The organism is Streptomyces sp. NBC_01428 (genome assembly GCF_036231965.1).
Classification (GTDB): Bacteria; Actinomycetota; Actinomycetes; order Streptomycetales; family Streptomycetaceae; genus Streptomyces.
Genome location: NZ_CP109499.1, coordinates 5464031 through 5484517, shown reverse-complemented (window position 1 = coordinate 5484517; position 20487 = coordinate 5464031). Strand labels below are relative to the sequence as shown.

The window sequence follows — 20487 nt, the reverse complement described above, 5'->3', positions numbered from 1 at the left end:
GTACGAAGCCGTGACCACCGGCTTCGACGGCTCACGTGCCCTGTCAACCGCCCTTGATCCCTTCTTGTTCCGCCGCGCCTACGGCCTGGGCGTCCCGCCCGGTGCCGCGGCCTCGAAGGGGAAGCCCGTGTAGCCCTCCGCGAGGTCGGCCGCCGCCGACCGGGAGGTGGCGAGCCGCTCCAGGCGGGCGAGCTGGAGGCGCTCCTCGAAGGGGCTCGCGGCGGGGTCGCGGTGCAGCAGGGTCGTCATGTCGTACGAGAACCGCTCGGCCTGCCAGACCCGGCCGAGACAGGTCTCGCCGTAGGAGTCGAGCAGGGCGGCCGATCCGGTGTCCCGGAGGTGGACGAGGGCGCGCGCGAAGGTCACGACGTCGCCGACGGCGAGGTTGAGGCCCTTGGCGCCGGTCGGCGGCACGATGTGGGCCGCGTCGCCGGCGAGGAAGAGCCGACCGTGCCGCATCGGCTCGTGGACGTGGCTCCGCATGGGGGTGACGGACTTCGCCGTGACGGGACCCCGGCGCAGCCGCCATCCGTCGGTGGTCGCCAGGCGCCGCTCCAGCTCGTCCCAGATCTCCTCGTCGCCCCAGGCCGCGGGATCGGTTCCCTCGGGCACCTGGAGATAGAGCCGGGAGACGGTGGGCGAGCGCATGCTGAGCAGGGCGAAGCCGCGGTCGTGGCGGGCGTAGACGAGTTCGTCGTGCGAGGGCGGCACGTCGGCGAGGATGCCGAGCCAGGCGAACGGGTAGGTCCGCTCGAAGACGCGGCTGAGCGCCGCGGGCACGGCCTTGCGGGCGACGCCCCAGAAGCCGTCGCAGCCGACGACGTAGTCGCACTCCAGGACGTCCTCGCGTCCCTCGTGCCGGAACCGCACGCGGGGCCGGTCGCCCTCGGCACCCTCCACGGCGAGCGCCTCGGCCCCGAAGAGCAGCGGACCGCCCTCCTTGAGCTGGAGCGCGATGAGGTCCTTGCACACCTCGGTCTGCGCGTACACCATCACGGACCGTCCGCCGGTGAGCGCCGGGAAGTCGATCCGGTGCCGCCGGCCGGCGTGCCGCAGCTCGATCCCGTCGTGGCGCAGCCCCTCCCGGTCCATCCGCTCCCCGGCGCCGGCGGCGCGGAGCACGTCGACGGTGCCCTGCTCCAGGATCCCCGCCCGCTGCCGCTGCTCCACATAGGCGCGGTCCCGGCTCTCCAGGACCACGGCGTCGATCCCGGCGCGGTGCAGCAGCCGGGCCAGCAGCAGCCCCGCCGGACCGGCCCCGACGATCCCCACGGTGGTACGCATCGGCACGCCCCTTCGCTTCCCCTTGTTCGCCTGGTGAAATTTCCTTCACCTTTCCCGGAAGGGAGTCTCCGCCGCCGCACGACCGCTGTCAACGGCCGGCCGGCAGGCACGGGGGAGGGGTGAGCAGGAGCAAGGGGAAGATCGGAGGTGCCCGGAGCCGGACTTGAACCGGCACGCCCGCGAGGGGCAGCGAGGTTTAAGCTCGCCGTGTCTGCATTCCACCATCCGGGCAGGCCATGAGCCCCGCATCGAGACTCCGAGCCTATCGGGGCCCGCCCCCCGAACAGCGGCCGGGCGAACCGATGTTGTCTTATTTTATTGACGTCTGAGGGTGCATCAGCACCGGGTAAGGGCCATCAGCACTTGCCAACAGCCTTTCCGACGGCCGCGGCCCCCGTATACGGAATGACGGAATTTCACCGTCCGGGCGGTCCCCCGGCGGAGCGCGACCCGGAGGACCCTCAGGGCAGAGCCGTCATCCCCAGGTATGACACAACGGCTCGCGGTGCGACCGGAGTCTGCCCCCGGAACCGGAACAGCGGCTGACTCCGGGGCGCGGATCGGCACGGACGATGGAATCCGTCCCTCGCACAACTCGTCGTCCCGACAGGAGCACCCTCCCGTGACCACCACTCCCCTCGCCGGCACAAGCACCGCGGTCGCAGCCCGCGCCACGGAACTGTCGAAGGTCTACGGGCAGGGCGAGACCCAGGTGGTCGCCCTCGACCAGGTCTCCGTCAGCTTCCGCCAGGCCGAGTTCACCGCGATCATGGGCCCCTCCGGCTCGGGCAAGTCCACGCTGATGCACTGCGTGGCCGGCCTGGACACCTTCTCCTCGGGATCGGTGCGCATCGGCGACACCGAACTCGGCTCCCTCAAGGACAAGCAGCTCACGAAGCTGCGCCGGGACAAGATCGGCTTCATCTTCCAGGCGTTCAACCTGCTGCCCACGCTGACCGCCCTGGAGAACATCACGCTCCCGATGGACATCGCGGGCCGCAAGCCCGACAAGCAGTGGCTGGACACGGTGATCCGGATGATCGGCCTCGCCGACCGGCTGGGCCACCGCCCGTCGCAGCTCTCCGGCGGCCAGCAGCAGCGCGTCGCGGTGGCCCGCGCCCTCGCCTCCCGGCCCGACATCATCTTCGGCGACGAGCCGACCGGAAACCTCGACTCGCGCTCCGGCGCCGAGGTCCTCGGCTTCCTGCGCAACTCGGTGCGGGAACTGGGGCAGACCGTGGTGATGGTGACTCACGACCCGGTGGCCGCCGCCTACGCGGACCGGGTCGTCTTCCTCGCCGACGGCCGGATCGTCGACGAGGTGTACGAGCCGACCGCCGACTCCGTCCTCGACCGTATGAAGCAGTTCGACGGCAAGGTCCGCACGAGCTGACCCCGGCCGGACGGCCCACCGCCGCACGGGCCCCGGCACCCCGCTCCTCCTCGGCGCCCCGCACCGTTCCGACCCTGCCGCGCCCGCTCGCGGCCTCCCGCGCCCTCCTGCGACTCCTGGACTGAGAAGACCCATGTTCCGTACCGCCTTGCGCACCGTGCTCGCGCACAAGGCCAGGCTCCTGATGACCGTGCTCGCCGTACTGCTCGGCGTGGCGTTCGTGTCGGGGACCCTGGTCTTCACCAACACCATCTCGGACGCCTACCAGAAGAGCTCCGCCAAGGGCTTCGACCAGGTCGACGTCGCCATCCGCCCGGAGAGCGCCGAGGACAGGGGAGACACCGTCGGCGCGACCCACAAGCTGACCCGGCCGCTGCTCGACAAGGCGGCCCGGACACCGGGCGCCGCCTCCGCCATCGGCGTGGTCGACGGCTTCACCGCCATCGCCGACAAGGACGGCAAGCTCATCGGCGGCGGATTCCAGTCGCAGGGCGGCAACTACTGGGGCGACAAGGACCCCCGCTACCCGCTGACGGCCGGTCACGCCCCGCACGGCACCGGCGAGGTGGCGATCGACGCCGAGACCGCGCAGCGCGCCGGCTACCACGTCGGCGACACCGTCCGGCTGTCGGTCGACGGTCCCGTCCTCGAACCCGTCGTCACCGGCATCTTCACCACCGACGACGGCAACGTCGCCGCGGGCGGCAGCCTCGCGCTGTTCGACACGGAGACCGCCCAGAAGCTGTTCCACTCCGTCGGCTCGTACGACGAGATCGACGTGAAGGCCGCCGCCGGCACCAGCCAGACGGCGCTGCGCACCGCGCTCGACGAGGTCGTGCCCAAGGAGGTCGCGTCCACGACCACCGGCCGGCAACTCGCCGACGACCAGGCCGAGATGATCTCCTCGTCGATGAGCGGCATGAAGACGGGCCTGCTCGTCTTCGCCGGGATCGCGCTCTTCGTCGGCACGTTCATCATCGCGAACACGTTCACCATGCTGGTCGCGCAGCGCACCAAGGAGCTGGCCCTGCTGCGCGCGGTCGGCGCCTCCCGCCGCCAGGTCACCCGGTCCGTGCTGCTCGAGGCCTTCGTGGTCGGCGCGGTCGCCGCGGTCACCGGACTCGCCGCGGGCATCGGCATCGGCGCGGGCATGCGCTCCCTGATGGGCACGCTCGGCGCCACCGTCCCGGACGGCCCGCTCGTCGTGTCCCCCGGCACGGTCGCCACCGCGCTGCTCGTCGGCGTCCTCATCACGATGCTCGCCGCCTGGCTGCCCGGCCGCCGGGCCGCGAAGATCCCGCCCGTCGCCGCGATGAGCAGCGTGCACGCGAAGGCGACGACGAAGTCCCTGGTGCTGCGGAACACGATCGGCGCCCTGTTCGCCGCCGCCGGTGTCGCCGTCGTCCTGGCCGCGACGACGATGGACGGCTCGGACGGCCAGGCCCCGATGGGCTTCGGCGCGGTCCTGCTCATCATCGGCGTCTTCGTCCTCACCCCGCTGCTGTCCCGCCCGCTGATCGCCGCGGCGGCCCCCGTCCTGCGGATCTTCGGCATCTCGGGGAAGCTGGCCCGGCAGAACTCGGTGCGCAACCCGCGCCGTACGGCGGCCACCGCCTCGGCGCTGATGATCGGCCTCACCCTGATCACCGGTATGACGGTGATGGCGGGCAGTCTGCAGAAGTCGATCGACAAGATGGCCAGTTCGGCGGTCAGCGCGGACTACGTCGTCTCGATGGCGAACGGCAACTCGCTCTCCCCGGACGTCGAGAAGAAGCTCACCGGGGCCGACGGGGTCACCGACGTCAGCCCGCTGCGCAACGCGCCCTCCCGCATCGACCGGCAGACCGAGTACCTGACCGGCGTCAACGGCGCGGCCATCGGCAAGCTCACCGATCTCACCGTCAAGGACGGCTCGTTCACGGTCGGCGGCCCGCGCGTGGTGGTCGACGCGGACACGGCCGCGTCGCACGGCTGGAAGGCCGGCTCCGCCTTCCGCGTCTCCTACGAGGACGGCAAGCGGCAGAACCTGACCGTCGCCGGGGTCTACGAGGGCAACGAGCTGATCCGGGGCATCATCCTGGACAACGCCACGCTCGCCCCGCACCAGAGCCGCGTCTCCGACATGCAGGTCATGGTGAAGACGGCGGGCGGCGCCTCGGACGCGGCCAAGAACCGGCTGGAGAAGGCCCTCGGCGACAACCCGGCGATCCAGGTCCAGAGCAAGAAGGACCTCTCCGACAGCATCGCCAAGATGTTCACGCTGATGCTCAACATGCTCTACGGACTGCTCGCGATGGCCGTGATCGTCGCCGTCCTCGGCGTCATCAACACCCTCGCGATGTCGGTCTTCGAGCGCTCGCAGGAGATCGGGATGCTCCGCGCGATCGGCCTGGACCGCAAGGGCATCAAGCGGATGGTCCGGCTGGAGTCCCTGGTCATCTCGCTCTTCGGCGGTGTCCTCGGGATCGGTCTCGGCGTGTTCTTCGGCTGGGCGGCCGGGGAGCTGATCGGCAGCAAGATGCCGACGTACGAACTGGTGCTGCCCTGGGGCCGGATGGCGGTCTTCCTCCTCCTCGCGGCGGCGGTGGGCGTGCTCGCGGCGCTGTGGCCGGCCCGCCGCGCGGCCCGCCTGAACATGCTGACGGCCATCAAGTCGGAGTAGCGGCCCGGGCGCACGACCGGACGCACGAGGGGTGAGGGCCCCGTTCCCGACACGGAACGGGGCTCTCACCCTTGGGGCACCGCGGGCTGCTGCCCGGCCGTCCCCGGGGTCAGTTCCAGGTTCTCGCCCGCAGCGGCATCCCGGACGCTCCGGTTCCCTCCGGTGTCTTCACCGCCAGGACCTGGTTGACGCCGATGTTGTTGCGCTCGAAGGCCAGGGCGCTGGCCGCCATGTACAGCCGCCAGACCCGGGCGCGGCCGGGGCTCGTGAGGTGGACGGCGCGGGTCCAGTCGGCCTCCAGGTTGGCGACCCAGCGGCGCAGCGTGAGCGCGTAGTGCTCACGGATGGACTCCACGTCGCGCACCTCGAACCCGGCCCGCTCCAGCTGGGTCACGGTGGTGCCGACGGGCGCGAGTTCGCCGTCGGGGAAGACGTAGGCGTCGATGAACTCGTCGACGGCGTACGCCGACTCGTCGCGCCGGGGCCGCCGGCCGATCTGGTGGTTCAGAAGCCGTCCGCCGGGCCTGAGCAGGCGGTTCAGCACCTCGGCGTACTCCAGGTAGCGCTCGGCGCCCACGTGTTCGGCCATCCCGATGGAGGAGATCGCGTCGAAGGGCCCGTCGGTGACGTCCCGGTAGTCCTGCACCCGGATCTCCACCTTGTCGGTCAAGCCCTCCTCGGCGACCCGCTTGCGGGCGTAGGCGGCCTGCTCCTGGGACAGCGTCACCCCGACCACGGTCACGCCGTGCTCGCGGGCGGCGTGAATGGCCATCGAGCCCCAGCCGCAGCCGACGTCGAGGAGCCGCTGACCGGGCTTCAGGTCGAGCTTGCGGGCGATGAGTCCGAGCTTGTCGCGCTGGGCACACTCCAGGGTGCCGCCGTCCTGCCAGTAGGCGCACGAGTAGACCATCGAGGGGCCGAGGACGATCTCGTAGAAGTCGTTGCCCACGTCGTAGTGGTGGCTGATGGCGCGTCTGTCGCTGCGCTTGGTGTGCAGGTGGCGGCGTCTGCGCATCTCCTCCGCGGGCGGCGCGGGCGGCAGCGGCGGCCCGGCCAGCTTCACCAGCCCGCGCACCGCGGCACGCACCTCCGGGTCGCGCAGGGCCTCGCCGAGCCCCCGGGCGTCCTCGCCCCGTTCCCAGACCAGCCCGGACAGGTGGCCGAGGGCGGTGTAGAGGTCGCCCTCCACGCCCAGGTCGCCGGAGACCCAGGCCCGCGCGAGGCCCAGCTCGCCCGGCTTCCACAGCAGCCGGCGCAGGGCCCGGCGGTTGCGCACGACGAGTGCCGGAGCGCCGGGCGGCCCGGCCTCGGAACCGTCCCAGGCACGGATGCGCAGCGGGAGCGGAGCTCCCATCAACTGTTCGACAAGGCTCTTCAGCCGCGGCGCGGCGTCCTGCATGACGTACACCTCCGAGACAACACTCCCGAACGCTCCAACACCACGTAAACACCTACCCGCCCCTCGCGCAGTCCCCTCCTCGCGTCACGGCTTGGCAAAATACGTGTACACACCATGCTTTCTGTGCCGGTTCGCCCCGGCTGTCCGCCCGGCCGGCGGACAGCCCCCGGGAACGCCGAAGGGGCCGCCCGCACCACGGATGGCGGGCGGCCCCTTCGGGGCGTTCGGTGACCGGAGGTCGGCGGACCTCGGTCAGGAGGCCTTGGCCTTCTCCTCGGACTTGGCGGCGGACGCCGGGGCCGCGGCGGCCGGAGCCGGCTTGGCAGCCTCGTAGAACTCCTCGCGCGGCGTCTCCATGGCGCCGAGCGAGACCACCTCGCGCTTGAGGAACATGGCGAGCGTCCAGTCCGCGAAGACGCGGATCTTGCGGTTCCAGGTCGGCATGGCCAGACCGTGGTAGCCACGGTGCATGTACCAGGCGAGACGGCCCTTGAGCTTGATCTTCATCTTGCCCATGACGATCATCGCGACGCCCTTGTGGAGGCCGAGACCGGCCACCGCACCCTTGTTGGAGTGCGCGTACTCCTTCTGCGGGAAGCCCCGCATACCGGAGACCACGTTGTCGCCGAGCACCTTGGCCTGACGCAGCGCGTGCTGGGCGTTCGGCGGGCACCAGGCGTTCTCGACGCCGGCCTTGCGGGCGGCCATGTCCGGCACCTGGGCGTTGTCGCCCGCGGCCCAGATGTAGTCCGTGCCCTGCACCTGGAGGGTGGTCTGCGTGTCCACGTGACCGCGCGGGCCCAGCGGCAGACCGAAGCGGGAGAGAACGGGGTTCGGCTTGACGCCGGCCGTCCACACGATGGTGTTGGAGTCGACCTCGAGGCCGTTCTTCAGCACCACGTGACCGTCGACGCAGGAGTCCATGGAGGTGGAGAGGTAGATCTCCACACCGCGGCTCTCCAGGTGCTCCTTGCCGTACTGACCGAGCTTCGGACCGACCTCGGGGAGGATCTTGTCCGCGGCGTCGACGAGGATGAAGCGCATGTCCTCGCGGGACACGCTGCTGTAGTACTTGGCCGCGTCGCGGGCCATGTCCTCGACCTCGCCGATGGTCTCGGCGCCGGCGAATCCGCCGCCCACGAAGACGAAGGTCAGCGCCTTGCGGCGGACGTCCTCGTCCGTGGTGGAGTCAGCCTTGTCGAGCTGCTCGAGGACGTGGTTGCGCAGGCCGATGGCCTCCTCGATGCCCTTCATGCCGATGCCCTGCTCGGCGAGGCCGGGGATCGGGAAGGTGCGGGAGACCGCGCCCATCGCGATGACGAGGTAGTCGAAAGGCAGCTCGTACGCCTCGCCCACGAGGGGGGCGATCGTGGCTACCTTGCGGTCCTGGTCGATGGTGGTGACCCGGCCGGTGAGGACCTCCGCCTTCGGCAGCACGCGTCGCAGCGGGACGACGACGTGCCGAGGGGAGATGCTGCCGGCGGCGGCTTCGGGGAGGAAGGGCTGGTAGGTCATGTACGACCGGGGGTCGACGACCGTGACGGTCGCCTCTCCGTAGCGCATCTTCTTGAGAATGCGCCGAGCTGCGTACAGGCCTACGTACCCACCGCCTACTACGAGGATCCTGGGACGCTCCGTGGTGCTCATGCCATCGAGTATCCACCCGGTCATGGGGGGTCGCTCGTGCGCCCCTTCACAAGCTTGGGCAGGTGCTCTGCTACACTGCGCGGCTCGCATGATCGAGGTCATGGTCCGCGAGGGCGGCACGCGTACGGTTCGTACCCTTGTCAACACCGCGTGAGCTGCACTCCGACCCGTTCGGCCCAGTGGGCAACTCCTCTGTTTCACCGACCGGAAACGCGCCCGCAACGCGCCGTTGAACCCGCTCCGGGGGTGACCGGACCCCGCTCGGAGGCCCAACCGGCCCCTTCCACGCCCAGCAGGGGTTTTTTCCTTGTGAAGAACTTCACGAACTTTCTCGGCGCGGTGCGCCCGAGGGGCTCTCCCGACCCCCTCGGACCCGCTCATACGCTAGCCGACCTGCTCAGCCGAGGCTACTGATCGGTAGCAAAGGAGACCCAGGCCACCGCCCGGGCGACCGGCCTAGGCCACCGACCAGGCGATGCCGTCGAGGATGTCGTGCTCGCTCACGACGACCTCCCGGGCGCCGGTGCGCTCCATGATCGACAGGAGGACCAGGGCGCCCGCGCCGATCACGTCGACGCGCCCCGGATGCATGGAGGGGACGGCCGCGCGCTCGGCGTGGGTGGAGCGCAGCAGCCACTCGGTGATCTCGCGGACCCGCTCGACGGGGATCCGCGAGTGGTGGATGGCCGCGGGGTCGTAGGCGGGCAGCTCCTGGGCGATCGCCGAGACCGTGGTGACCGAGCCCGCCAGGCCGACGAGCGTGCGTGCCTCGCGCAGCGGGACGGTCTCGGCGGCGAGGTCGAGGGCCGCCTCGATGTCGGCGCGCATGGCCGCGACCTGCTCGGCGGTGGGCGGGTCGGTGACGCCGCCGTCGTACACGAGGTGCCGCTCCGTCATCCGCACGCAGCCGACGTCCACGGAGCGTGCCGCGCGCACCGTGTCGGCGCCGACCACGAACTCGGTCGAGCCGCCGCCGATGTCCACCACGAGGTACGGCTTGGCCAGGTCGTCGCTGCCCTTCAGTTCCAGGGTCGCGCCGGTGAAGGAGAACTCCGCCTCCTGGTCCCCGCTGATGACCTCGGGTTCGACGCCGAGGATGTCGAGGACGCCGCGCACGAAGTCGTCGCGGTTCTCGGCGTCCCGGGAGGCGGAGGTGGCCACGAAGCGGAGCCGCTCGGCGCCGTGCTCCTTGATGACGGCGGCGTACTCGCGGCACGCGGCGAACGTCCGCTCCAGCGCCTCCGGGGCGAGCCGTCCCGTCCGGTCGACGCCCTGGCCGAGCCGGACGATGGTCATCCGGCGGTCCAGGTCGACGAGTTCCCCGGTCTCCGGGTCCGCGTCGGCGACCAGCAGGCGGATCGAGTTCGTACCGCAGTCGATCGCGGCGACGCGGGTCACCGGCCGTCACCTTCGACGGGCTCGGCGGTCTCAGCGGCCTCCACGGGCTTCACGGCGAAGTGGCCGGTGCCGTCCTCCGTCGTCCCCGTCTGCCACCCCTCGCCGGCCGGCGCGCCGGGGACCGTCACGCACGCTCCCTTGCGCCACCACTCCGGCAGCATCGCGATGGTCTCGTCGCCGAGCGGGTTCACGCCCGGTCCCGCGGCCAGCGAGTGGGCGACGAGGACGTGCAGGCACTTGACCCGGTCCGGCATGCCGCCCGCGCTCGGGAAGCCCGCCAGGACCTCGATGGCGTCACGGCGCGCGATGTAGTCCTCGTGGGCGGCGCGGTAGGCGGCGGCCAGTTCCGGGTCGGTCGCCAGCCGGTCCGTCATCTCCTTCATGACCCCGTTGGCCTCCAGGGTCCCGATCGCGGACGCCGCCCGGGGGCACGTCAGGTAGTACGTGGTCGGGAAGGGGGTGCCGTCGGGGAGGCGGGGCGCCGTCTCCACCACGTCGGGCTGACCGCAGGGGCAGCGGTGCGCGATCGCGCGCAGCCCGCGCGGCGGCCGGCCGAGCTGCTGCTTGAAGGCCTCGACGTCGGCGTCGGTGGGCTCGGTGCGCGGGGTGGTCGGCGGTGGCGTTTCCATGCCGTGAGTCACGTGTCTTTCTGGTCAGTTCAGGGGTTCGTCACTGGTCGGCGGCGTCGGACTTGTCCACGCCGTCCCAGACGTTGGTGTACCAGGGGCGGTCGGCGGCACCCTGGCCGGCGCGGGCCTGCTTCGCCGCGTCCGGGTCGACCACGATGTAGCCGTTCTCGCCCGGCATGACGTAGTGCAGCCGCTGCCGGATCTGGTGCTCGGCGTACGCGTCGTCCTGCCAGCGGGCCTTCAGGTCACGCAGTTGCTCGACCCGCTGACGGGCCTGCTCCTGACGGTGCTCCAGGTCGGCGACCTCGGCACGCTGGGAGACGTACTGCCGCATGGGATAGGCGAGCGCGACGATCAGGGAGCACAGGACGAGAGCGAGGAGCGCGGCCCGGCCGGTGAGCCGGGAACGGCGGGCCTGCCGTTTGGTCTGGGAGCGGTAGACCCGGGCCGCCGTCTGCTCGCCGAGCAGCTTGAGCCTGGTCGAGGTGGAGAACCGGTCCCGGTCCTTCACGGCCATGAGTCCCGCCTCCCCAGTACCGGCCCACCGTGGTGCGGGCCCGTCACGTGCGTACGTCCCCGCACACGGTACGGGACCGAGTACGGGGACGTACGTACGACGCTTCCTAAGGAGCGGGTGGTGCTCAGCCCTTGAAGCGGGGGAAGGCGCTGCGGCCGGCGTACACCGCGGCGTCGTCGAGGATCTCCTCGATGCGCAGCAGCTGGTTGTACTTGGCGACGCGGTCCGAGCGAGCCGGGGCGCCGGTCTTGATCTGGCCGCAGTTCACGGCGACCGCGAGGTCGGCGATGGTGACGTCCTCGGTCTCGCCGGAGCGGTGGGACATCATGCACTTGAAGCCGTTGCGCTGGGCCAGCTCGACGGCGTCCAGCGTCTCGGTCAGCGAGCCGATCTGGTTGACCTTGACGAGCAGGGCGTTGGCGGAGCCCTCCTCGATGCCGCGGGCCAGACGCTCCGGGTTGGTGACGAAGAGGTCGTCGCCGACGATCTGGACCTTGTCGCCCAGCCGGTCGGTGATGACCTTCCAGCCGGCCCAGTCGTCCTCGTACAGCGGGTCCTCGATGGAGACGAGCGGGTACGCGGAGACGAGCTCCTCGTAGTACTCCGTCATCTCGGCGGCCGAGCGGGACTTGCCCTCGAACTCGTACTTGCCGTCCTTGTAGAACTCGGACGCGGCGACGTCGAGCGCGAGGCCGATCTGCTCACCGGGGATGTAACCGGCCTGCTTGATGGCCTCGACGATGAGGTCGAGGGCGGCGCGGTTGGACTCCAGGTTCGGGGCGAAGCCGCCCTCGTCACCGAGGCCGGTCGACAAGCCCTTGGTCTTCAGCACCTTCTTGAGCGTGTGGTAGATCTCGGCGCCCCAGCGCAGGGCCTCCGAGAACGACTCCGCGCCGATCGGGGCGATCATGAACTCCTGGATGTCCACGTTCGAGTCGGCGTGCGACCCGCCGTTCAGGATGTTCATCATCGGAACGGGCAGCAGGTGCGCGTTCGGGCCGCCCAGGTAGCGGAAGAGCGGCAGGTCGGACGCCTCGGAGGCGGCGTGCGCGACGGCGAGCGAGACGCCGAGGATCGCGTTGGCGCCGAGCGAGCCCTTGTTGTCGGTGGCGTCCAGGTCGAACATCGCCTGGTCGATCAGGCGCTGCTCGGTGGCGTCGTAGCCGACGAGCTCCGGGCCGATCTGCTCGATGACGGCGAGGACGGCCTTCTCGACACCCTTGCCCTGGTAACGGTTGGGGTCACCGTCACGGAGCTCGATGGCCTCGAAGGCACCGGTGGAGGCGCCGGACGGAACGGCGGCACGACCCGTGCTGCCGTCGTCGAGGCCGACCTCGACCTCGACCGTGGGGTTGCCTCGGGAGTCCAGGATTTCCCGGGCTACGACGACGTCGATGGACGGCACGAGCATCTCCTTCTGGGATGTGACGCGAATACGCAGGGCTTGGCTAGTCCTGCGGGACGAGCCTAACCGGCCCGGAGGGATCGGCCAGCCGATCGACCACCCCTTGGGCAGAACTCGGGGTACATATTGTTCCCGATCGGAACAAAAACGAGATGAAAAACCCCGCTCCGGCGCGTACGGGGGAACACGCGCCGGAGCGGGGAGCCCGTGGGGACGGGAACCCTCGGTGGGGATCAGGCCCGGGGACCGGGCCCGCGAGGGGCTGTCGTTCAGCCGGGCGGAGCCGCCGGGCCGGGTGGTGGTCGCCGTCCGCCGAGGGCGACCACGTCCGGCCGGTGTGCGGCCTCGCTCAGTGCAGGTGGAGCTGCTGGCCCGGGAAGATGAAGTCGGCGTCGTCCACGATGTCGTGGTTCAGCTTGAACAGCTTCTGCCAGCCGCCCTTGACGTGGTGCTTCTGGGCGATCGAGCTGAGGGTGTCACCCTTGACGACCTTGTACTCGCCGTCGCCCTTCTCGACCTTCTTGCCGGTCGGGGTGGTGACGGTCTTCTTGGCGGCCGGGCGCTCCTGCGAACGGGAGGCGGGCTGCTCGGACGTGCGGTCCTGCGAGCTGCCGGCCGACGAGGAGCCGGAGGAGGTCGACGGCGCCGCGGGGGTGGAGCTGCCACCGCTGTAGGCGGCGCTCGACAGGCCGGTGCCGCAGGTCGGCCAGGCACCCTTGCCCTGCGCGGCGAGGACCTTCTCGCCGACGGCTATCTGCTGCGACTTCGAGGCCTGGTCGGCGGTGGAGGCGTACGCGGTGCCGCCGTACGCGGCCCAGGTGGAGGACGAGAACTGCAGGCCGCCGTAGTACCCGTTGCCGGTGTTGATCGACCAGTTGCCGCCGGACTCGCACTGGGCGACGGCGTCCCACTCGGAGCCGGTCGCGGCGGAGGCGTTGCCCGCGGCCATCAGCGGCGCGGCGATGGCGACACCGGTGACACCGGCGAGCGTGGCGACCCGGGTGGCCTTGTTCGGACGGCGGTGCTTGCCCTTGCTGGAAAACAGCATCGAGAGATCCCCTCACCGACGCCTGCGAGGTGAGCTGTCGGGTTCGGGCCGGTTGAGTTGCCCGGCCGCACGTCCCCGGTCCCGTCTCGGAACCACGGCGTGCGGCTTTACCCCAAGCCGTCCCCGGGCGTCTCTCAACTCCCGGTCGCGGCACTTACCTTGGGTCCCCCGCTCCTGCCTACGGCGCTTGACGCGACGACTGTTCCCGTACGGCCGCTGGCAGGATTCGGCGTTGCGACCGTCGGGGCCCGCTGTGGCGAGCGGTCACGACCGTAAGCAGTCGATCGCCTGAATTTCAAAGACGATCAGGGCTTCTGAGACTCATGTCTCACTCGCACCAAACCGGACATTCCACGGCGAACCGTGACGTGAACTCCCGCTACTTTTCGACCGATTCGCTATCAACAGCAAGGCTCTGACCGGGCAGGATGAGGTCCGGGTCGATGCCCACGGTCTTCTCGTTGGCGGCGTACAGGTCGGCCCATCCGCCCGTGACGTCGAGGGCGTCGGCGATCTTCCAGAGGTTGTCGCCGGAGCGCACGACGTAGGTGCCGTCGCCGGCGTCACGCGCGTCGTCCGAACCGCGCGAGGCGTGCCGCCCGGCAGTGCCGTCGGTACGGCTGTCGGTCGCCGCGTCCGCCCCGTCCTCGTCGGCGCTGCCGCCGCGGTGCCGTCCGGCCGCGGTGGACGCGTCCCCGGAGGGCTCCGAAGAGGCGTCACTGCGGCCCGACTTGTCCGACTCTGATGCATCGGACGTCGACTTGTCCGACTTGTCGGAGCTGTTGGCGTCCTGTGAGCCGCCGGACTTCGTGCCGCTCTCGGTCGCCTTCGGCGAGGCGGTGTCACTCGCACCGGAGGAATCCGACGATCTGGACGATTCGGTGGAAGGGGAGGCGCTGGGCGAGGTGGACAGCCCGCTCGAACCGGAGTCGCCGGCGTCGTCCGACGCGCCGTCACCCATGCCCGTGTCGACGTCGACCCCGGCCGAGTCCTTGCTGAGGCCGGAGAGCGGTCCGCAGGTCGGCCAGGCGACGAGGCCCTGGCCGTCGAGCACCTTCTCGGCGACGGCTATCTGCTGCGAGCGGCTGGCCTGGTCGGCGCTCCGGGCGTACTCGAGACCGCCGTACCGCTCCCAGTTGTCCTGGGTGAGCTGGAGGCCGCCGTAGTACCCGTTGCCGCTGTCGGCGCTCCACGCGCCGCCGCTCTCGCACTCGGCCACCCGGTCCCAGGTGGTCCCGTCGGCCGCGCTCGCGCTCGACGCCCCGAGGAGCGGGATCGCGATGGCGGACCCGGTCACCCCTGCGGCGACGATGAGGGCCGGGGCCTGACGGGGGCGCCGGTGACGGCCGTTCCCGGAGAGCATGCGGGAGCCTTTCGCGTGACAACGGGGTGACTACGGCACCTACGGCGAAGTGACGATCGCCGGGGCCGCATTGATGGGTGAACGTATATGGACTCGAACGCTTGTCACAAGTCGATGCAGCGCAGATCACGTGAAGATCACAGTTGTGACGGCGTGTCAGTTGACGTCGTCCGTCGGGTCGGTCGGCCGGGCGTCCTCCCGGTGCCCGCGGGAGTCCTGCCCCACACCGTCACCAGGCGTTCCGGATGAACCGGTTCCGGACTGTCCGACCGGGGTGAACTCCACAGGAAGCGTCCGCAATCCCCGCATAATGAGCCCGCCACGCCATCGCAAATCGGCCGAATCTCCGGCGAGTTGGAGGTCGGGGAGCCGGGTGAGGAGGGTGGCCAGCGCGGTCTGCCCCTCCAGCCGGGCGAGCGGCGCGCCCAGGCAGTAGTGGATGCCGTGGCCGTAGCCGAGGTGCTGATTGTCACGCCGGGCGAGATCGAGGGTGTCCGGCTGCTCGAAGCGTTCGGGGTCGCGGTCCGCGGCGGCGAGGACGACGAGCACGGGGTCGCCCGCGGCGATGTCCTGGCCGCCGATCCGCACGCTCTCGGTCGCGAACCGCCAGGTGGCCAGCTCCACGGGCCCGTCGTAGCGCAGGAGTTCCTCCACCCCCGTCTCCAGCAGGCCGCTCTCCCCGGCCGCGAGGGAGGCCTGGAGGCGGGCCCGCTGCCCGGGGTGGGTCAGCAGGGCGTACAGGCCGTTCCCGATCAGGTTGACCGTGGTCTCGAACCCCGCGAACAACAGGATGAAGGCCATGGCGGCGGCCTCGTTCTCCGTGAGGTGCTCACCGTGGTCGGAGGCGCGGATGAGTCCGGAGATGAGGTCCTCGCCGGGCCCGGCCTCGGCGGGCAGCGCCTCCCGCTTGCGGTGGATCAGTTCGGCGAGATACCCGCGCATCTTCTTGACCGAGCGGGCGACCCCGCCCCGCGGACCGCCGCCGTGCCGGATCATCATTCCCGCCCAGTCCCGGAAGTCGTCCTGGTCCTCGCGAGGGACCCCGAGCATGTCGCAGATGGCGTAGATGGGAAGCGGGAACGCGAACTCGTGGATGAGGTCCGCCGACCCCTTCTCCGCGAACCCGTCGATGAGATCGTCCGTCAACTCCTGCACCCGCGAGGAGAACTCGGCGACGCGCCGCGGGGTGAACGCCTTGCTGACGAGCCGGCGCAGCCGGGTGTGGTCCGGCGGGTCGATGTTCAGCAGATGCGTCATCAGCTCGGCCTTGCGCTCCCCCGGGATCCCCGTCCTGCCCTTCGCGTGCGCGGACCCGTCGTGGTGCGCGGGGTTCTTGGAGAGCCGCTGGTCGGCGAGGGTCTGCCGGGCGTCGGCGTACCGCGTGACGAGCCAGGCCTCCACCCCGCTGGGCAGCCGCGTCCGGTGCACCGGCGCGTGCTCCCTGAGCCAGGCGTACGCCGGGTAGGGATCGGTGGCGAACTCCCAGCTGAAGAGTTCGGGGGCGGGGCTCGCGGGGGTCTCGTGCTCGGTCACTCCCCGACGGTATCCGCCGGCGGCCGGAACGCCGGGGCGGGCCCGCGCGTGGGGGCCGCGCGCGGAGGCGGGGCGCCACTCGTCCGGTTCGCCCGGGGCTGTCCGCACATCGGAGGCTGTTTGACTCGGCCGCTCGGCAGCTCCCACATTCACGCAGTGGACCCCGAAATACTCAAGTCCAGCTTCGCGGTCGTGGAGCGCCGGGCCGAGTTCGCCGTCAAGTACTTCTACGCGCACCTGTTCCGGCACCACCCGGAACTCCGCGAGCTGTTCCCGACGGACTTCCCGGAGGACATGGAGCGGCAGCGGGACCGGCTGTTCGCGGCGCTCACCTTCGTCATGGACCGGCTCGAGGACCCCGAACTGCCCGACTACTTACGGGATCTCGGACGGGACCACCGCAAGTACCTGGCCCAGCCGGACCACTACGCGGCGGTGGGGTCGAGCCTGATCGCGGCGTTCGCGGCCGTCGCCGGATCCGCCTGGAGCGGCGAGACCGAGAAGGCCTGGTCCGAGGCGTACGGGGCGATCGCGAACATCATGCTCCAGGGCGCCTGGGAGGCCCAGCACCAGGGCGAGCCCGGCTGGTGGGACGCGGAGATCGTCGCCCGCACCCGGCACGGCGACGACCTCGTGGTCCTCACCCTGCGGCCACGGCAGCGCCTCACCTACTCCGCCGGCCAGTACGTCAGTGTCAGCACGCCGCATCTGCCGGGCATCTGGCGCCCCTACTCCCTCGCCAACGCGCCCCGGCCCGACCGCACCGTCGACCTGCACGTCAGCCGGGTCGAGGGCGGAGTGCTCTCCACCGCTCTCGTCCGCCAGACCCGCGTGGGCGACGTCCTGCGGCTCGGCGCGCCCGGTGGCGGCCTCACCCTGCGGACCCCGGCGGACCGCCCGCTGACCCTCATCGCGGCCGGCACCGGCTGGGCACCCGTGAAGGCCCTGCTGGAACAGCTCGAACCCGCCCACGAGGCCCGCCTGTTCCTCGTCGCCCGCGACATCGCGTACCTCTACGACCAGCCCTCCGTGGACCGCCTGCGGGCCCGGCTTCCCCGGCTCACCGTCACCCACATCACCCCCGCGCCCGGCCGCCCCAAGGCCCAGGCGACCGAACGGCTGCTGACCGCGCTCGGCAACCGGGCGGGCTGGACCCGGCACGACGTCTACCTCGCGGGGCCGCCCGACCTCGTCGAGGAGGTCGCCGACACCCTGCCCTCCCTCGGCACACCGGACGGCCGGCTCTTCCACGACCTGCTGCCGCCGACCGGCGGGAACCGTCCGCTGGGCGCGGCGGAGTGGCTCCTCGACCGCCCGCGGCCGAGCTGGCACAACCCGACCGGCCGCGCCCCGCGAGCCTGAACTCCCCCGCCCGTCCGGCTTCTTACTCCTCCTGCTCCAACTCCAGCTCTTCCTCCTGCTGCTCCACCGGAGCTCCTGCCCGCTCCTCCGCGAGGATCGCGTCCCGGTAGGCGCGGGCCGCCGCCCGCAGCGCGGCCTCCGGGTCCACGCCTCCGGCCTCGGCGCGCGCCGCCAGGGCCAGCAGCTCGTACCCCACCCCCTCGCCGGCGGGCAGCGGCACATCGAGGCCCGCCGTGCGCACCCGGGACGACAGCTTCGCGGCCAGGGCGAGACCCGGCTGGCCGAGCGGGACGCCCTCGGTGACGGAGGTGCGCCGCTTCTCCTCGGCCTTGGTGCGCAGCCAGTGCTCCTTGACCTCCTCGGGGGTCGTCGCCGTGGCGTCGCCGAAGACATGGGGGTGGCGGTGGATCAGCTTGGCGACGATGCCGCCCGCGACGTCGTCGACCGAGAAGGGCGCGTCCTCGTCCTCCTCGGCGATGCGGGCGTGGAAGACGACCTGGAGCAGCACGTCGCCCAGTTCCTCGCGCAGCTCGTCCCGGTCGCCGTCCTCGATGGCCTCGACGAGTTCGTACGCCTCCTCGATGCCGTACTTCGCCAGGCCCTCGTGGGTCTGCCGGGACGACCAGGGGCACTCGACGCGGATACGGTCCATCACCTGGACCAGGTCGAGGAGGCGGGCGCCCGGCAGGTCGTACGAGGCGGGGAGCAGCTCCAGGTCCGGCATCCGCACCCGGCCGGAGCCGGCCAGCCGGGCCAGTCCGTCGGTGAGCCGCGGCTCGCCCTCGCCGGTCGCGACGACCACCAGGGTCCGGCCGCCCGCGCAGGCGTCGACCAGGTCCTCGGCGGTCGGGGACACCTCGTCCACACCGATGCCCGCCTCGCGCAGATACGGGATCTGGGGATGCGCGCCGTCGGCGCACAGCACCCGGTCCGCGCCGTGCAGCGCCTGCCAGGCCGGCCAGGACAGCAGTCCGGGAGCGACCCGGTGGCTGGTGGTGAGCAGGACGATACGGCCGGGGTCGGTGGCGGTGGGGCCGCCCTCGGAGCTGCTGGTTGCGTTCACCCCTCGAACGTAACCCACCCCGCCGACGGCCCCGGAGGTTGTCCACAGGTCCGCCGGGGACCGGTCACGGCCCCCGCGCGGATCACGTCGTCTGCTGGGTCCCCGCCGACGTGACCTCGCGCAGCCACGGCGTCTTCGCGTCGACCCGGCTGCTCTTCTGGACGTCCCAGGCGCCGTAGCGCGGGTTCAGGTCGACGTGGAGCTGCTTCGAGGCGGTGGACATCGCCTTCCAGAAGACGGCCTTGCCGCCCGTGGTGTTCATGTCGGCGCCGAGCGCGGCGGCAAGCTTCTGCGCCTCGATCTCGGTGCGCAGGCTGTCGTCGAGACGCCTCGGTGCGACCCCGTAGTTCTGCAGCCAGGCCGTCTCCAGGGCCTTCGAGCCGCCCGCCTGCTGTTCGAGGGCCGACCGCATCTGCTGGGAGTCCTTGCGGGTCACTGTCACCCCCTCGTTCTTCGCCGCCCGGTCGAGGACCTGGTCGAGGACCATGCCGTGCAGGGTGTCGCGGGTGAGCGTGCCGGTCTTGGCGATGGCCTGCTCGTACTGCGCCTCGTCCTTGGTGGCGGCGCGCTGCGCCGAGCGCACCTCGTTCACCCGGCTCTCCAGCTGCGCGACGGTGATCCGCCGGCCCCCGACGACCGCGGCCGCGCCCGGATGGGCGTCACTTCCGCAACCGGTCAGCAAGGGAGCCGCGGCGACGATCGCGGCGGAGAGGACGAGCGCGGTGCGACGGCGGCGGTGCAAGGAAGCCTCCCGAGGAGATTGTGCGGCGGTGCACAAAGTCTTGCGGTGATCGATGGTAGGCAGTGGCTCGCCTCCCGGCCAGCCATTCGACCAACGATTCACGACGACTTCGGGCACCGCCGCACGTCACATCGCGATCAGCCCGTGATCGCGACGGGCGCGTCCCACGCGTCCCGGTCCACCGTGATCGTGTAGGCGCCGCGGGTCTCCTTGCTGTTGACCATGTACTGGTGCGCGCGGCTGTGGTTCGTGAACTGGGTCGATCCCCACGGCCAGTCGGCCGTCGTGGTGTTGTTCTTGTCCCACAGCGCGTACCAGAGGTTGCCCGGCAGGTCCGTCCTGTCGCTCGCCGTCGCGATCGCCTTGGCGCTGGAGCTGGTGAAGCCGTAGTAGCCGGTGCGGTACGTCTTGGCGTGCAGGGTCTTGTCGAAGGCCCGCACGTACGTCAGCACGGCGTCGTTGCACGCCTTGTTCGTGACGTCGTACGACTCCATGTCGAGGTAGACCGGGCTGCCGGCCTTCATGCCGAGGGCCGCGGCCTTGGCGACCGCGTCCGCGCCGTCCTTCGCTCCGAGGGAGGCGGCCGTCGAGGCGGTCATCTTCTCGGGGCTGCTCCCCGTCTGGCAGGACGGCTGCGCGCCGACGTACAGGGGGACCAGTTTCCAGCCGAGCGCGCTGACCGACTTCACCCAGGAGGCGGTCAGGTTGGGCTGCGCGCAGCCGCGGTTCGTGCCGCCCACGTAGACGGCGGCGGCTCCGTAGAAGCCGGTGTGCCAGGCCTTCATCGCGGACAGCGAGGGCGCGGCGCAGGCGTCGAAGGCGCGGCCGGTGAAGGTGCGCTGCGCGGGCCACGTGGTCGCGGCCATCGAGGTCTGCGCGGCGATCCCCGCGCCGGCGACGACGGCGGCGCCGGCCGCGGCCCAGGCCGCGTATCTGCGCTTCTTGGAATGCCGATGGCTGGACATGAAAATTCCCACCCCATGGTTCAACTGGTGCAACGGGTACGACGGGTACGACGGTCGGAACGGCACGCCGGGGCGGC

At 71.1% G+C, this 20487-nt stretch carries 16 protein-coding genes, 1 tRNA gene and 1 riboswitch; of the genes, 3 read left to right on the top strand and 14 right to left on the bottom strand.

All coding sequences use genetic code 11. The annotated features are described in order from the left end of the window. Window positions 1–78: 78 nt before the first annotated feature. Together OG406_RS23815 and OG406_RS23810 are read right to left on the bottom strand one after the other, a co-directional pair. Complete coding sequence (locus OG406_RS23815) at window positions 79–1284, bottom strand: 4-hydroxybenzoate 3-monooxygenase (protein WP_267051023.1); 1206 nt, start codon at window positions 1282–1284, stop codon at window positions 79–81. 148 nt (window positions 1285–1432) lie between these two features. Beyond that, window positions 1433–1515, bottom strand: a tRNA-Leu gene (locus OG406_RS23810). A gap of 391 nt (window positions 1516–1906) precedes the next feature. On the opposite strand from OG406_RS23810, the gene OG406_RS23805 reads away from it, so the two are divergent. Together OG406_RS23805 and OG406_RS23800 are read left to right on the top strand one after the other, a co-directional pair. Beyond that, window positions 1907–2677, top strand: coding sequence for an ABC transporter ATP-binding protein (locus tag OG406_RS23805; protein ID WP_164370910.1), 771 nt, complete (start codon window positions 1907–1909; stop codon window positions 2675–2677). 133 nt (window positions 2678–2810) lie between these two features. Further along, complete coding sequence (locus OG406_RS23800) at window positions 2811–5339, top strand: ABC transporter permease (RefSeq protein WP_266614326.1); 2529 nt, start codon at window positions 2811–2813, stop codon at window positions 5337–5339. A gap of 109 nt (window positions 5340–5448) precedes the next feature. Here the strand turns inward: OG406_RS23800 and OG406_RS23795 are convergent, their stop codons facing one another. The 9 genes from OG406_RS23795 to OG406_RS23755 all read right to left on the bottom strand — a co-directional run bounded on the left by OG406_RS23795 (window position 5449) and on the right by OG406_RS23755 (window position 16278). After that, the gene (locus tag OG406_RS23795) at window positions 5449–6738 is read right to left on the bottom strand and encodes a cyclopropane-fatty-acyl-phospholipid synthase family protein (protein ID WP_329187655.1); all 1290 of its coding nucleotides are present in this window, start codon (window positions 6736–6738) and stop codon (window positions 5449–5451) included. A 252-nt stretch (window positions 6739–6990) separates the two neighbouring features. Continuing rightward, the gene (locus tag OG406_RS23790; protein WP_164370913.1) at window positions 6991–8385 is read right to left on the bottom strand and encodes an NAD(P)/FAD-dependent oxidoreductase; all 1395 of its coding nucleotides are present in this window, start codon (window positions 8383–8385) and stop codon (window positions 6991–6993) included. A 456-nt stretch (window positions 8386–8841) separates the two neighbouring features. Then, complete coding sequence (locus tag OG406_RS23785; protein WP_329187651.1) at window positions 8842–9783, bottom strand: Ppx/GppA phosphatase family protein; 942 nt, start codon at window positions 9781–9783, stop codon at window positions 8842–8844. Beyond that, complete coding sequence (locus OG406_RS23780; protein WP_329187649.1) at window positions 9780–10412, bottom strand: DUF501 domain-containing protein; 633 nt, start codon at window positions 10410–10412, stop codon at window positions 9780–9782. Before OG406_RS23780 ends, OG406_RS23785 begins: the two co-directional genes overlap by 4 nt. A 40-nt stretch (window positions 10413–10452) precedes the next feature. Then, window positions 10453–10929 carry an FtsB family cell division protein gene (locus tag OG406_RS23775; RefSeq protein ID WP_329187648.1) on the bottom strand — a complete coding sequence of 159 codons (477 nt, stop codon included), beginning with the start codon at window positions 10927–10929 and terminating at the stop codon, window positions 10453–10455. A 124-nt stretch (window positions 10930–11053) separates the two neighbouring features. After that, entirely contained in the window at window positions 11054–12340 is a 1287-nt protein-coding gene (gene eno, locus OG406_RS23770) for a phosphopyruvate hydratase (RefSeq protein WP_164370915.1), read from the bottom strand. 343 nt (window positions 12341–12683) lie between these two features. Further along, window positions 12684–13382: a LysM peptidoglycan-binding domain-containing protein gene (locus OG406_RS23765; protein ID WP_266614329.1), complete on the bottom strand. Its 699-nt coding sequence runs from the start codon at window positions 13380–13382 to the stop codon at window positions 12684–12686. A 4-nt stretch (window positions 13383–13386) separates the two neighbouring features. Next, a riboswitch (cyclic di-AMP (ydaO/yuaA leader) is annotated at window positions 13387–13578 on the bottom strand. Between the two features lie 183 nt (window positions 13579–13761). Continuing rightward, window positions 13762–14745 carry a transglycosylase family protein gene (locus tag OG406_RS23760; protein ID WP_329187644.1) on the bottom strand — a complete coding sequence of 328 codons (984 nt, stop codon included), beginning with the start codon at window positions 14743–14745 and terminating at the stop codon, window positions 13762–13764. A 156-nt stretch (window positions 14746–14901) separates the two neighbouring features. After that, on the bottom strand, window positions 14902–16278 hold the full coding sequence (locus tag OG406_RS23755) for a cytochrome P450 family protein (protein WP_266614331.1): 1377 nt from the start codon (window positions 16276–16278) through the stop codon (window positions 14902–14904). 156 nt (window positions 16279–16434) lie between these two features. Between OG406_RS23755 and OG406_RS23750 the strand changes: the two genes are divergently transcribed. Then, entirely contained in the window at window positions 16435–17640 is a 1206-nt protein-coding gene (locus tag OG406_RS23750) for a globin domain-containing protein (protein ID WP_164370918.1), read from the top strand. Between the two features lie 22 nt (window positions 17641–17662). On the opposite strand, the gene OG406_RS23745 is transcribed toward OG406_RS23750, so the two are convergent. The 3 genes from OG406_RS23745 to OG406_RS23735 form a co-directional block, all read right to left on the bottom strand. Continuing rightward, window positions 17663–18703 (bottom strand): nucleoside triphosphate pyrophosphohydrolase, encoded by a 1041-nt coding sequence (locus tag OG406_RS23745; protein ID WP_164370919.1) that lies wholly within the window; start codon window positions 18701–18703, stop codon window positions 17663–17665. Window positions 18704–18785: 82 nt separating this feature from the next. Beyond that, entirely contained in the window at window positions 18786–19445 is a 660-nt protein-coding gene (locus OG406_RS23740; protein ID WP_329187641.1) for a SurA N-terminal domain-containing protein, read from the bottom strand. A gap of 137 nt (window positions 19446–19582) precedes the next feature. Continuing rightward, on the bottom strand, window positions 19583–20410 hold the full coding sequence (locus OG406_RS23735) for a glycoside hydrolase domain-containing protein (protein WP_329187639.1): 828 nt from the start codon (window positions 20408–20410) through the stop codon (window positions 19583–19585). Between the last annotated feature and the right edge of the window lie 77 nt (window positions 20411–20487).